Genomic DNA, 13,680 nt, shown 5'->3' on the forward strand with positions numbered 1-13,680 from the left:
GCCGACCGGCATTTCCGGCCGACCGTCGGTATTCCCTCATCAGAACCGCTCGCGCGGACTCAGAGGCCGGCGAAGCCGTCGCCGACACGGCGGTCGGCGTCGAGCGCGGCATGCTTAGCGTTCTCGACCTTTCCGGCCAGGGTGTTCAGCTTCTGGCGGGTGTCCTGCAGCGCCTCGTCCATTGCTTTGCTCGACTGATCGAAGGCCAACTGGGCCTCCGAACCACCCAGGTTGTCGTGGAATGCTTTGGCAGCGGACTGCAGCGCGTCGATCTCGCCGTTGATCTTGCTGCCGTTGGTCTGCAACTGATCGAACAGCTCGTCCATCGCCTTGGGGTCGTACAGAATTTCGCTCATGTTCTCAATTCCTCTGTGGTCGAATGAAATACGGGACTATTACTGGTTCAGAAGGAGGTGTCGTCCATCTTCACGAGGGTCGACTTGCCCGAGGTGACGGCCTGCGACAATGCATCGAGCCGCTGGTTGAGCTGGGCCGACTCGTCGTTCCAGTCGTCCATGGTCTTCTTGAACGCGTCCTGCGCGCTGCCCTTCCAGCCGGCCCGAACCTGGTCGCACGCGGCGTCGACGGCATTTACCGACTGACGCAGGTTCTGGATCGACGTCTCCATGTCACCGACAACCTTGTCGATACCAGCCGTCTGGACGCCCACAGCGTTTCCATCGAACATTGCCATTTCTCAAAGCCTTTCGTTACAGATGATCTTGATTCGGAGATCGCGATGATCTCCGATACGGGGTCCGAAACGGAGCTACTGCGGCGGCCCCCTCCCCCGCGCATGTTGTCCGATAGCGCCGTAATCGTCTGCATGACAGAATGTTCGGCATCCGAGGTCGGCAATATCCATCAGTCACCATCCAGGATCAGACCGCGAAACCGGCTGCGGCGCGGTTGTGCCGCAGCCGGAATCGTTGTTCGAACTCTTCGGTATAGATCGACGGCGCGACCGAGGACGACGACTGTTCGATCACCCCGTCGTCGGCGATGTAGAAGATGGCGCGGCCGATGGCGATCTCCCCTGGCCGAGTGGGAACGAACACCATCCAGCCCACGCTGAGACGCTCGGCGACCAGCTCGTCGAGCGGATAATCGGTGGTGTCGAGGCCAAGACCGTCGATGTACGCACGGACCAGCGCGATCGCCCGATCCTGCGGCAGGTCCTCGGGGACCGTCGTCACCAACCCTGCCATCGACAGCTGATGCAACGCGCCATCGATATCGTCGCCGGGATCGGTGAACAGCGCGGCCATGGTATCGCGAGTAACCACGCCCGCCTCCGCGGCCGCAACCAAAGTCGCTGCCGCAGTCCGCAATTCGTCGTCCGGCGCGTCACTGAGCACACCGCACACCACGTCGATCGCGGTGTCGGCGGTCCAGATACCGGGCACCGCCGGGGCGAGGAGGTCCGAAGTGGGCGACTCACCGCGATGCCAACTGCCGCCCTCCCACCAGTAGCAGAACGACAGCAGCCCGCGTGTCACACGAGGATTGAGCACCTGATGGGCCATCCACTCCGGGGCGCCCGCGTACAGGTCCGGCAGCGGTGCGCCCTCGTTGTAGGCCGCGTCCAGTGCCGGCGCGTCCCACATCCCACCCGACAGCACCGCCCGGCCACCCGGCAGCACGTACAATGTGGACCCGCTACGTGCCGCACCCTCGAATAGACCGAGCGAGGGCAGAATTCGCGGACCCCATTCCGAGCCCACCGCCACGAACGCCGCCGCGATCACCGCCCAGCGCGCCCACAACACCGGTAGCACCGGGAAGTCGTCCATGGACCGCACCGCCATGACACCGGTCTCCCGGTCGGCACGGGCCTGCGCGGCGGCCTGCTGCGGCGACCGCCACTGCCGATTGTCATGCCCGATATAGGCGGCCAGCCACACCGGCAACCATTGCCGCGGAAACGCCTCGAGATCGGCCCGATACGCCTCCGGCGCCAACATGTGCTCGCCCGGGAACGGATCGTCGCCGTAGTCGTAGTCGACCTCCAGCTCGCCGTCGCGATCGACGTCGATCATCATTCGCCACCAAGGACCGTCGCCGAGCCCCGCCGACACCTCGCGCTGCCGCTCGACCAGTTCCAGGATCTCCGCCGACGGCTCGACCTGGGCGACCTGATCGGCGGCGTCGTAATAGAGGACGGTGCGGACCCCGCCGGCGACAGTGAGCGCGAACACCGCCTCCAGACGACTCCAGCCCTCCGGACCAGCCGCCGCCAGCTCACGCGCGACCTGCTGTGTCAGCTCGTTCGCCCGGTCCTCGATCGATGGCGTGGCCTCGGCCGAATCTTCCTCCGGCGCAGCCGAATCCGGCGCATCTGCGGTAGCCGGTTCGGGGGACTCCAGGGCGGGTGAAGCTGCCTCCGAGTCAGGCGCATCCGCTTCCCGGGAAGATGAATCTGCGTGCGGGGAAGGCGAATCTTCTTCGGGCGCAGTCGGATCCGATAACTGCGGGGTAGCCGACGGCGTAGGCTGCGACGGTCCGGTGCCCATCGCGAAGGCGATGTCCGGCCCACTACCCTCCGCAGGGGTGTTGTGCTGCGATTCGGTCATCGGATCACGCCCCCGAATCCATTTTGTCCATCTTGTCCGCAGCACCGGACATGCCGTCGCCGAACTTCTTTCCCGAACGGGCCATGTTGTCGCCGCCGTCGAGCAGGTTCTTCGAGGAGTTCCCGTAACCCTTGTCACCCGTGACGAACTTGTCGCCGTAATCGTCGTGGCCCCACGGATAGCTCTTGCTCTGCAACGTATTCCGCAGCGTGGACATGATCTCCGCCGTCTTCCGGCCGACCTCGTCCATCTTCCCCGCGGCCTGCCGCAAACGCGTGGTATCCACCCGGACCCTGCGTTGTTCTGCCATGTCAGTTCCTGTCGTGGTTCGGGATCAGTACCGGTCCTCGGAACGCCCTGATTCCCAATGGGTTTCGAGACGCTCCAGCAATTGGGCGATATCTCTGTCGATCCGCGCGGCGAGCTGTCGCCGGCTGGTTCCGACCGCGACCGGCGCCTCATCCAACGACATCACGTACCGGCCGTCGCCTGGCATGTCGCGCCACAGCATCTTCGTCTCGTGAATCCCGCGTGGGCCGTACTTCGACCGGCCCTGCACCACCATGATCGATCCGGTGAGATCGGCACGCTGCCGGAAGAACCGCTGCGTCTGAGCTACCGGCCTGTCGTCGACGTTGTCCCAGATGAGGCTGTCTCTCCAGGCCGGCGTGACGTGCTCGGCCGGGTCGGTGACGATCGGAATGTCGGGCATCTGCCCGGCTTCCACCGTCGGAAGGGCCTTCACCACCGTCGCGGCCAATGTGTTCGGATCGCATTCGGTGACGGCGACCATCGGCGAGTCGTAGGTGAGATTTCCCGGCACCTGTGCAAACGCATATCCGAGCGCACCCGACCGTGCGACGTGCACGTGGAGCCTCTTGTCCATATCGTCCCGGCTCTGCTCGTCCCAGCCGCGGACGCGTACATACAGTTCGGGCGCGCGCAGCACCTCGATCACCCCGTCGAACGAGCCGTCCAGGCGACGCTGCAGGTCCTCCCACACCACGCGCCTGCGCGCCTCCATCTCGTGCACCATGACGTCCTCGGTGCTTTCGAACCACAGCGGCTGCGGCAGCGACCCGGCACGATAGCGGTCGCACAGCACGAGAAACTCGAGGCAGGTGAACTTCCACTGCTGGGTCACGGCTCGATCACCGGCCTCACCCGATCCACATCGGGCCCGACGATCTCATCGAAATTGCTCACGGTGTCGAGGAACTTGGCGCGCTTGTGGCCCTGGCCGCCGTTCTGTCCGCCCATGCCGCCGCCCATACCGCCCATCGGCGGCGTCATCCCGCTCGCGGGACTCCCTCCTCGCGACGAGGCCGGCGTGGCGGGTATCACCTCATTCCCGTTCTGAATCGCCGCCCGCGGGAACAACTTCGACGAATCGGCCGGATGCGCGGCGTTGACCTGCGAATGCACACCACCGTCGCCACCGCCAGCAAGTCCGGCGCCACCGCCCCCACCCCCGAGAGCGGACGCCAGCTCGGTGGGGAGCGCGCCTGCCAAGCTACCGAGATGTTGCGGTTCGGCGATGCCCGGAATCCCGACCATGCCGGAATTCGCGAGACCGGCGATCACTTCCGTGCCTGCCTTCGTGACGGCTTCCACGACCCCCTTGATCCCGTCGGTCAACGTCCTGAGCAGCTCCGCACCGCCCTGGCCCCCGCCGCCCAGGGTGTGCCCCAGGTTCTGCAGCGTTTCCGGGCTCAGGTTGCGCAGCGCCTCCGGGTTCAGGTTCTTCAGTGCCTCGGGCCCGAGGCCCCCGAGCAGGTCGTTGCCGAACTTCTGCAGCTCCTGCGGGTCCATACTCTGCAGCAGGTCGGAGCCCAGCTTCTGCAGCGCCTCCGGGGTCATCTGCTTCAGCAGTTCCGGGTTCAGGCCGCCGAGCAGATCGGCCCCGATCTTCTGCAGTGTCTCGGGGTTCAGGTCCTTCAGCGGGTTCTTGCCCTGGAGCAGATCGTTGAGCAGATCCTGCGGCGATTTCGGCGCTTTCGACGATCCGGGAGGCGGAGGGTTCTTGAGGACAGGGTTGTTCGGCCGGTCAGACTTATTCTTGCTGTCGTCGCCCTGGTTACCGCCGGGTCCGTTCGAGTTGCCATTGGTGTACGGGTTCGAGTCGCCGTTACCATTTTTGCCACCGACATCCCCGAGGCCCTTCTTGTAGCCGTCCTCGTAACCGCCCTTGTACTCCGGGCTGTTCTTGTCGATACCGCTGCCGTCGCCCTTACCGCTGCCGTCACCCGGACCGCCGCCCTTACCCGCACCGTCACCGGGTCCATTACCCTTACCGGTACCGTCGCCCGGACCATTACCCTGACCACCGGGACCATTGCCGCCGCCACCTTGATTGCCGCCTTGGTTGTTACCGCCGTTCTTGCCGCCGCCCTCCTTCAGGCCTTGGTTGTAGCCGTCCTGATAGCCGGCCTTGTAATCCGGGCTGTTCTTGTCAATATTTCCGTTGTTATTACCATTACCATTACCATTGTTGTTCTTGTCGTTGTTGTTGTTGTTCTTGTCGTTGTTGTTGTTGTTCTTGTCGTTGTTGTTGTTGTTCTTGTCGTTGTTGTTGTTGTTCTTGTCGTTGTTCCCGTTCCCGTTCCCGTTCCCGTTCCCGTTCCCGTTCCCGTTCCCGTTCCCGTTCCCGTTCCCGTTCCCGTTGCCCTTGTTCTTTTCGCCGTCACCCTTGTTGTCCGGCGGCGGGGGCGGCGGTGGAGGCGGGGGCGCCGGTTGAGTGACGGAACCAGTCACGGTCACCGCAGGCATAGCATTGACGGCGCCAGCGATACCCGGCTCATAGACTGCCTTGTAGGTCGCACGATAGCCGTCGACCCAACTTCGCTTTTGACAATCGGTACCATTATTACTGTGAACGCTGGCCGTAGGCGTGTCATTGAACATGGCATAAATCCACTTTGCGCAATAAATCAGATCGACACCCAAATTATCCAGACTGGTGGCGAAGGTACGCGAATTTTCGGTGAAGCGCTTTATCGCATTACTGGCTTTGTCCGCCCCGTCGCCGGTCCACATTTCGGCGGTGACCCTTTTCAGCGTGCCATTCAGTTCGTCGAGATCACCCCTGAGCTTCTCGGCGATCCACTTGTACTGGACACCGGATTCCATCGCTACCCAATCGCTGTTCTGCAGCGATTGACCGAATTCTTTGAATCGTTCGAAACCCCAACCACTGGCATCCGAAACCCAGATCGGATTGCCATTGTCGGGGCTCGGCGGTGGCGTCGGCGCGTTGGGGTGGTCTCCCGTGTTCGAGGGGGTGTAATCCTTCCGATCATTCGGCACATACCCCTTCGGCGCGATGGAATCCACCTTGTTCAGGTCGCCGACCTTTGCGAAATCTTTCGCCGCATCATCATCGGTCTTCAGATATTGTTTACACGCACTGATGAATGTGTCGCCCATATCCTCCATAATGAGCTTCAACGTATCCATCGCCTCGAGCACGCTTACGGCTTTACGGTTGAAACGGTTCGTCAGCTCTTTGCCGCCCATTTCATCAGAAAATTCCTTCATGCGCGTCATACCATGGCTGTTGATATGACCCTTGTACCAATCCAGTTTTCCGATCATGTCGTGGCATGCCTGCGCACACGCTGCGAAAGCCTTCGTATCGGCCTTCAGCAGATTGGCCTGCAAATTGTGCGTATCCGCCTTCTTGCGCAGATCGCCCCAGTCGTCGCGATCGATCTTGGTCGTATCGTCGATCTTCGGTTTGTCGTCTTTTTTCTCGTCAGCCATCGGTGGCACTCCTCGTGGTCTTCGTGGACGATCTCGCGGTGCTGTCCGGTTCGGATTCGGCGTTCGCAGCTTCCAACGCGAACGGGACATCGGCGGCGGAGTCGTCGGGTCCGGCCCGCTGCGCGGGCGCCTCGAACGGCGAGGGCATCAGCATCGATTTCGGCTTCTTTCGGGGCTTGTCGTCCTTCTTGCGGTCCCGGCGCGGTGGCTTCTTCGGTCCGGTAGCCGCCCCCGGCGGCGCGGCGGGTGGCGAGGCGCCGGGTGGCGGCGCCCCGCCGGGCGAGGACGACCCGGTGGGTTGGTGCCCGTCCGGCATCGGTGCCGCAGGCGGCTTTCCCGGCATGGACGGATGCTGCGTCCCGGATCCACCCGGCTGCGACGAGTTCCCCGGCTGCTCCGTAGCTTTCGGTTGCCCGGGCTCGGACGAATGATCCAGGTTCCCGGGTGCACCCGAATGGCTTCCGGTTCCGGACCCATCCTGGCGGTTTCCGTCGCCCGGAATGCCGGGGTGTGCCCCTGCGCCGGGGGCATCCGGAGGACGGCCGACGCCGGGCTCGCCCTGGTGTTCCCCAGTCCCCGACGGATCACGTTGTTCCCCGACTCCCGGCGCATCCCGCTGGTCCCCGGCTGCCGGCGCACCCGGATCGTCCTCGGACACCGGTGAGTGCGAAGGATCGCCGGACTTCGGCGCTCCCGAGTGGTCACCACCGCCCGGCGCACCTGAATTGCTCTCGCCACCAGGGGCTCTCGAGTCGCCGGGCTGGCCCGGCAACTGCTGCCGGTTCGAGTTGTTCGACGCGTCCGGACGATCCGACTGACCTCCTCGACCGGGTGTTCCCGGCTGCTCCGGCGTACCCGACCTGTCCTGGGCGGCCGGATCGTGCGATGCGCCCGGGCGCTCCCCCGCACCGGGATGCTTCGGCGAGCCGGGCTGATCGGGGGCTCCCTGCTGCCCCGAACCACCGTCCCCGGGGCCTGCGAGTCGGTCGCTTGCGAGTTTGTCGAGGGCCCCGCGCAGCGCGGACAGGTCAGGCCTGCGGGGACCGCCCTCGCCGCCGGGCGGCGTGAGTTTCGGCGGTGGGCCTGACACACCATTCTGTGAACCCCGTCCCGCGCCTCCGGTCTGCTCCGAAGTCGGCGGCCGCAAACCGTCGCCGAGGCCGAAGCTCGAGAAGTCCGGCGACAGCTCGCCCTCCCGGTCACTCCCACCACCCGGCGTGACCCGGTCGGACTCGCCCGGCGGCGGCGCCATCCCATCCGCGGCATGCAAGTTTTGGAGCATCCGCTCGAGCATCGCCGGGTCCAGCCGCGGAGCGGGCGGGGGCTGCCGGTTTTCGGGCGGAGAGTTCCGCTCACTACTGGACGAGCCGCCCTCACCCGAGGGACCGGAACTCGAATCACGCGGTCCGCCACGCGAATTCGGGGAGCTTCCGGAACCACCATCGTGACCGGAACCACCGCCACCGTCATCGGAGCCGCCGCCGCGGCGGGAGCCGCCATACCGCCCCAAGTCCTCGGGACCCTGATCGTTGTCGTAGGGGTCGCGATTCGGCCGATCCCGGTCATATCGATCTTGTGGATCCCAATCGTCCTGGTCACGATCCGGCGGGCCCCAGTCGGCCTTATCCTGCGGGTCCCAATCCTCCGGGTCGTAGTCCGGCGGGCCCCAGTAGTCCGGCGGGCCCCAGTACTCCGGATCGTGATCCGATGGATCCTGTAGGAAGTGCTCCGGCGGGACCTTCTCGTACCCCGGTGGAATCCAGATATCGGTTTCGGGCGCGGTCGGCGCCCGATACCCACCGGGTAGCGGATCGTTGTCGCTCAGGTGGCGTGGCTTGATCTTGGCGGTCAGGTCGGCACCGTCGACATAGGGATTCTTGGGGTCGGCCGGCGGCGCGACGGTCCCGTCGGGATCGGAGACGTGCACCTTGTTCTTGCCGTCGACCGTCCAGGTGGTGCCGTCCCCCCTGGTGCCCCACGAGGTCTTGTCCCCTGCGGTGACCCGCACGGCACCGTCGCCGCGGACCTCGCGGACGGGGCCGTCATCGGGTTGGTTGACGAAAGCCGTTCCGTCCGTGCGGGTCCCGCGCACCACACCGTCGCCATCGGTGAAACGCACGCCGCGCGGACCGATCTCGGAGACCGAATCGTCCTCGTGCACGACTCGGAAGCCGTCGCGCGTCCGCTCCAGCTGCGCACCGTTGGACAGCTCGATCGGCTCTTTCATCGACCGGGACTCGGTGTGTCCGTTCGGCGCGGTGATACGCACGGACCCACGCGAACCCCGCTCGTAAACTGTGCCGTCGTCGTCGAACACCTTGATGCCCTTGGGCGACGACTCGAACCCGGTGCCGTCGGGCCGATCCATCTGGACGACACCGGGTTTGCGCGGACCATCCTGACCGAGGCCGCCGAGCCGGTCACGCGACCCGACGTTCAGGGTGTCGTTCAGGTCGTGATGGATCACAGTCTGATCGGGATGCCGAGTCCGTCCGCCGCCCTGGAGATCCGTGGAATCGAATACGACATGCTCGGTGCCGTCGGGATTCTCGACGGTGACCGCGCCATTGGGCTCGGTGGTCTGCTTGGTCTGGTCGGGACCGGTGATCACGGTGGGCTTCCCCGGCCCGGACTCGACCACCGTGTCGTCGGCCTTGTACACGATCTTGTCGCCGGTGGGCGAGGTGAATTCCGTTGCCCCGTTGAGTCTTACGGTCGTGGTCCAGTCGTCCGGAGACTTCGTCCGCACCGAACCGTCGCCCAGCACCGTATGCGAGACCCGATCCGGACGGGTGAACGCCGGCGACTGCACACCACTGCCCTTGCCCGCGGTCGCCTCGGAGCGGGCGGCCGGGCCGGCGCCGTCCGGGCCGACGAACACGATCGAATATTCGGGACCGACCTTCATCAACTGCGGATCACCGGGACGGCCCACCACTATGGTCCCGTCGTCGCCGATCACATGCCTGGTGCCGTCCGGGGAGGTGACGACCAGGTTGCCGTCCTCGTCGCGTGCACGCCCGGCCTTGTCGTTCGGGACGACGTGCACCGTGTTGTCGGGCGTGGTGACGGTCGTCGGGTCGCCCGGCCGGGTGTGGACGGCGGTGCCGTCCGGGTCGAATCGGGTCCGTTCGTCCCTCGGTGAACGCAGATCCGCTCCACCGTCCCGCCCGACGATCGTCGTCGACCCGTCCGGGGATTCGGTCCGCACCGAGCCGTCGTCCAGCACCGTGTGCCGGGTACCGTCGTCCCGGCCGAAGCCGAACTCGCCGTCGCGCCCCGGTCCGGCCTGCGGACCTGGTTCTGCCACAGGGCGATTGCCATTGTTGGGCAAGAATTCGACCGAGCGGTCCGGGCCGATCCTGAGCAGCGTCGGATCGTCGGGGCGCCCGATGAAGATGTTCCGGTGCTTGTCCACCCAATGCTCGGTGCCGTCGGGCGAGGTGATCAGAATGTCGCCCGACTCGGTGCGCGTCCAGTTGCGATGTTCCCGATCGCCCTCGAAGGTCCGGGCGCCGCCCGGCTCGGCGTCGTCGTGTCCGCGCTGCTTGCCCGGGTCCGAATGATGTTCCTGCGGAACCGATCCGCGCGACGGAGGCAGATCCCCCTCGGGCCTCGGGCGCAGCGGCGGCAGCCCGCCCGAAGTCGACTCCGGCGGACGCTGCCTCGGCGACGAGGTGTGGCCCGAATCCGGTGTGGGCATCTGTGGGCGTCGTCCCGACGGCGTCTCGTCGCCGGAGTTCGGATTCGGGACCGCGGACCGTGGCGGATTCGGGCTGTTCGAACCCGAATCCGAAACCGGCGGACGCTGTGATGGCGCCCCACTGGGATTCAAGTCGACGGGTCGGCGTGGCGGCTGACCCGAACCCGAGGAACTCACATCCGACACCACCGACCAACGCCGCGGCTGACCCGAACCCGACGAACTCACATCCGACACCACCGACGAACGCCGCGGCTGACCCGAACCCGACGAACTCACATCCGACACCACCGACGAACGCCGCGGCTGGCTCGAACCGGCCGAATTGGCGTCGGACGCCGACGCCGGTCCGCGCTGCGATTGTCCCGCAACGATATTCGTGTCGGGTGTGGACGGGCGCGACGGCATCTGGATACCGCCCTTCGGCGGTTGCGACGTCGGCGATCGGTCCAGCTGCACCGAGCCGTCGCCTCCCGTGGACGGACGCATGACGGCCGGGCCGCCCGTAGGCCGGTCGCTCGGACCGCTGATCGTCGACGAATTGCGGCCGTCTCCGGGCAGGTTCGTCGAGGGCGACGTTCGCGACGCTCCGTTCGAGTTGGACGAACTTCCGCCGTTCTCGGACGGATTCGAGGATGCCGGGGACTCACTCCGGCCTCCCCCAGCCGTTGACGACCCACTCGACGAGTGCGAGCCACCGTTCGAACCACCGACGGAGCCACCGGATTTCGACTCATTGCCCGACAGCGACCCGTGCTGTCCGGAATTGGACGAACCACCCGACTGACTTCCGTTGGCGTTGTTCGCCGCAACCGGGGGCGACTGCTTGCTCGAACCGGAGTTGTTCGACCCGGTGTCGTTCTTGCCCGAGTTGTTCGTGCTCGAGTTGTTCGACCCGGTGTCGTTCTTGCCCGAGTTACTCGCACTCGAGTTGTTCGACCCGGAGTCATTCTTGCCCGAGTTACTCGCACTCGAGTTGTTCGACCCGGAGTCATTCTTGCCCGAGTTACTCGCACTCGAGTTGTTCGACCCGGAGTCATTCTTGCCCGAATTGCTCGTGCTCGAACTGCTCGAGTCCGGGCCGCTTCCCGCCTCGTGCTGCGGAATCTTGCTGGGTGGCGGCGCGGCCGACCCCTCGGAATAATTGTCACCGGTGAACGAGGCCGGGTGCGTCGCCAACGAATCCTGCTGGCCGCCAGACGATCCCGACCTGCCGCCGGGCGAATAGGAATTGTCGGAGGTGTTCCCGTTACCACCGCGCGGCCCGTTCGTTCCGCCCGGCTCGTTCTGGGGCATGATGTGCTCGCCGCCGAAGCCGTCTCGGGAGCCGTGCGGTCCGAGCCCGCCCGGGTCGAACGAGTGTCCGCCCCGGACAGGGACATTCACCGACCCGTCCCCGGGCATCTTCCAGTTGACCTCGAAGCTACTGTTGTCGAACCGGCCGCCGCCGCGGTACCCCCGGACGCCACCGACGATCCCACCCTGGGCCGCACCGCCGACCCAGCCGGCGGGATTGCCGAGCGTGCCGGCCCAGTCACCGGTGACCAAGGCGGCACCGAGACCGCCGAAGGCGCCGAACACGGGGCTGGACCCGATACCCACGAGCGCGCCGTTCCCGGCTCGAACCCACGGATTCTCGAGTTTGTTTCCGAAAGACTTCGTCGTGAATTTGTTCAGCGAGTTGGCGGCTGATCGGCCGAACGGTGCACCGAAGCCCGCGGATGCCGCGGCCCCGAACTCTGTCCAGTCGAAGTGCTTCCGGTGCCCGGACGCGATCTGGCCGACCTGCACGGCCGCATCGAGCCCGCCGGCAATGAACGAGCCCTCCAGGATCTTCATCACCCACCCCTTGCTGAGGTTGGCGAACTTCTCCCCGAATACGGACAGCACCTTCGCCAGAATCCGTTCCTGCAACCACAATTCCAGTCTTCGCAGAACGATTTGGGTGGCCGCGGTCTCGGCGGCCTCGACGGCGGCGGCGGTCGGCGGAAACATCCAGGCCCAGGCGATCTCGATGGCCAGCGCGATCAGCGAGACGATCGTCATCAATTTCGCGGCCTCGATCTGCGTACCGTAGTCGAATACCGCGTCGGAGATCTGTTCCATGTACTTCGCCAGCGACTCCACCGACTGGTCGCCGGTGAGCATCTGATCGAACAGCGCACCGATCCTGTCGCCGCCCACGCCTTCGGGGTAGGCGGAACTCGCTACGCGTTTGACGTCCTCGATATCCGGGATCTGTTTCCGAAGCGCACCGCTCGCGGTCTTGTAGGCGTCCGAGACATGCCAGACGTCGGTCTCGTCGCCCTCCGGCCACGCCCCGCCCGCAACCCAGCCCAACCAGGCCAGCTCCGGCGGAAGATACAGTCCCATGACGCTACGGCCTCACTCGTCGAGGTCGCTGACCATCGACCGACGACCGAGCTTCTCGGCGTCACGGAAACGCGTGTCCTCGTTGTCGTGCCGCCGCTCCGGCGAGTTCGGCGGCGCCACCGAGGCGGGCGGCGCCACCGGCATGGCAGACCCCAGATCCGGCGCACCCTCGATGAGATCGGACAGGCGCGGTAACCGAGACTTGCGCTCCCGCAACGGTTCCATCAGCCGGCGGCACTCCTCGCTCGCCTTCCGGGCGGCAGCCTGCACCGCCTCGGTCATCGCCCCCGCGATCTCCGCATAGGAAAGTTCGCCGATATCGTCGGCGAACCGGGTCTCGATGAGAATGCCATCGGCATTGACCGTCACCGTGATTCGTTTCTCACACGCGGTGGCGGAAGCGATGAGCCGGGACCGATCCCGTTGAATTTTGGCGATGCCCTGCATTTGTTCCGACAATGCTTCCATCATCATCGCGGCGTCGGCCCGCAGCCATTCATTCGCCACCAGAAGCCTCCGCATCTCAGGTCGAGCCGGTTCCGCGATGCCACGCCGGAAACCGTGGTCACACAACAGGATTGAACACGACGCGGATCATTTGCTCATCACTCGAAACCGCACCAGATAATTTGTGCCTCATAATTCCGTCATAAATACGTCAGAACGTGTTTTTGCACGATGAGGTGCGGTACGTTCGGCTGGGAATCGATACGGAACCTGTCGCGGTTCCGAATCTCTTCGGGCAGCAGGAGAATTCGACGTGAACAACGAACGCACCAAAGGCGACCTCGCCGACCTACTCGACACGGTCAACGGGCAGATCCGCGCGATCGCCGAGGCACAGCAGAAGCGCGTCGAACTCACCGCCACCGCCACCGCGGGCAAGGGGCGCGTGCGCATCACCGTCAACGCCGATGGTGTCGTCATCGAGACCCACTTCGCCGACGACATCGACGAACTGGACTACGACGAGATCGCCGACGCCGTCACCGACGCCACCCAGGAGGCCGCGGCCGAGGTCGCCCGCCGCGCCGACGAGTTGATCGCCCCCATCCAGCAAACCCGGTCGCGGCTGCCCAGTCTCTCCGAGATCGCCGGCGGACTGCCCGACCTGACCGCCCGCGCGCCGGAACCGCAGCGAGCCTCGTTCGATCCGCCGTCCGAGCGAGATCACACCGGCGACAACGGTTTCGGGACCCGGCGATCCCCTCTCGCCGACAACTGAAACCAGCGGACCCCCAAGCAATTCGACGCCGGAAGTTCTGATCG

9 protein-coding genes are annotated in these 13,680 nt (G+C 65.4%); 1 reads left to right on the forward strand and 8 read right to left on the reverse strand.

Annotation, left to right across the window (positions count from 1 at the left end):
* Positions 1-59: 59 nt before the first annotated feature.
* The 8 genes from ACQP1G_RS30480 to ACQP1G_RS30515 form a co-directional block, all read right to left on the reverse strand.
* Positions 60-356 (reverse strand): WXG100 family type VII secretion target, encoded by a 297-nt coding sequence (locus ACQP1G_RS30480; protein ID WP_433193039.1) that lies wholly within the window; start codon positions 354-356, stop codon positions 60-62.
* Positions 357-403: 47 nt separating this feature from the next.
* Complete coding sequence (locus ACQP1G_RS30485; protein WP_433193040.1) at positions 404-694, reverse strand: WXG100 family type VII secretion target; 291 nt, start codon at positions 692-694, stop codon at positions 404-406.
* A 187-nt stretch (positions 695-881) separates the two neighbouring features.
* A complete protein-coding gene (locus tag ACQP1G_RS30490) occupies positions 882-2,573 on the reverse strand; it encodes a hypothetical protein (protein WP_433193041.1) in 1,692 nt (563 codons plus the stop codon).
* A gap of 4 nt (positions 2,574-2,577) precedes the next feature.
* Entirely contained in the window at positions 2,578-2,883 is a 306-nt protein-coding gene (locus tag ACQP1G_RS30495) for a hypothetical protein (protein ID WP_433193042.1), read from the reverse strand.
* 24 nt (positions 2,884-2,907) lie between these two features.
* Positions 2,908-3,717 carry an ESX secretion-associated protein EspG gene (locus tag ACQP1G_RS30500; protein ID WP_433193043.1) on the reverse strand — a complete coding sequence of 270 codons (810 nt, stop codon included), beginning with the start codon at positions 3,715-3,717 and terminating at the stop codon, positions 2,908-2,910.
* A complete protein-coding gene (locus ACQP1G_RS30505) occupies positions 3,714-6,335 on the reverse strand; it encodes a WXG100 family type VII secretion target (RefSeq protein WP_433193044.1) in 2,622 nt (873 codons plus the stop codon). The genes ACQP1G_RS30500 and ACQP1G_RS30505 overlap by 4 nt, the downstream gene beginning before the upstream one ends.
* A complete protein-coding gene (locus tag ACQP1G_RS30510) occupies positions 6,328-12,411 on the reverse strand; it encodes a hypothetical protein (protein WP_433193045.1) in 6,084 nt (2,027 codons plus the stop codon). Before ACQP1G_RS30510 ends, ACQP1G_RS30505 begins: the two co-directional genes overlap by 8 nt.
* Positions 12,412-12,423: 12 nt before the next feature.
* Positions 12,424-12,918, reverse strand: a complete 495-nt coding sequence (locus tag ACQP1G_RS30515; protein ID WP_433193046.1) for a YbaB/EbfC family nucleoid-associated protein — start codon at positions 12,916-12,918, stop codon at positions 12,424-12,426.
* Positions 12,919-13,171: 253 nt separating this feature from the next.
* Between ACQP1G_RS30515 and ACQP1G_RS30520 the strand changes: the two genes are divergently transcribed.
* Positions 13,172-13,636, forward strand: a complete 465-nt coding sequence (locus tag ACQP1G_RS30520) for a YbaB/EbfC family nucleoid-associated protein (protein WP_433193048.1) — start codon at positions 13,172-13,174, stop codon at positions 13,634-13,636.
* Positions 13,637-13,680: the final 44 nt, after the last annotated feature.

This window comes from Nocardia sp. CA-107356 (assembly GCF_050946365.1).
Lineage (GTDB): Bacteria > Actinomycetota > Actinomycetes > Mycobacteriales > Mycobacteriaceae > Nocardia.

Excerpts from the sequence above, each read along its gene's own strand:
- ACQP1G_RS30480 (WP_433193039.1), bottom strand. The coding sequence starts at position 356 with ATGAGCGAAATTCTGTACGACCCCAAGGCGATGGACGAGCTGTTCGAT.
- ACQP1G_RS30485 (WP_433193040.1), bottom strand. The coding sequence starts at position 694 with ATGGCAATGTTCGATGGAAACGCTGTGGGCGTCCAGACGGCTGGTATC.
- ACQP1G_RS30490 (WP_433193041.1), bottom strand. The coding sequence starts at position 2,573 with ATGACCGAATCGCAGCACAACACCCCTGCGGAGGGTAGTGGGCCGGAC.
- ACQP1G_RS30495 (WP_433193042.1), bottom strand. The coding sequence starts at position 2,883 with ATGGCAGAACAACGCAGGGTCCGGGTGGATACCACGCGTTTGCGGCAG.
- ACQP1G_RS30505 (WP_433193044.1), bottom strand. The coding sequence starts at position 6,335 with ATGGCTGACGAGAAAAAAGACGACAAACCGAAGATCGACGATACGACC.
- ACQP1G_RS30510 (WP_433193045.1), bottom strand. The coding sequence starts at position 12,411 with ATGGGACTGTATCTTCCGCCGGAGCTGGCCTGGTTGGGCTGGGTTGCG.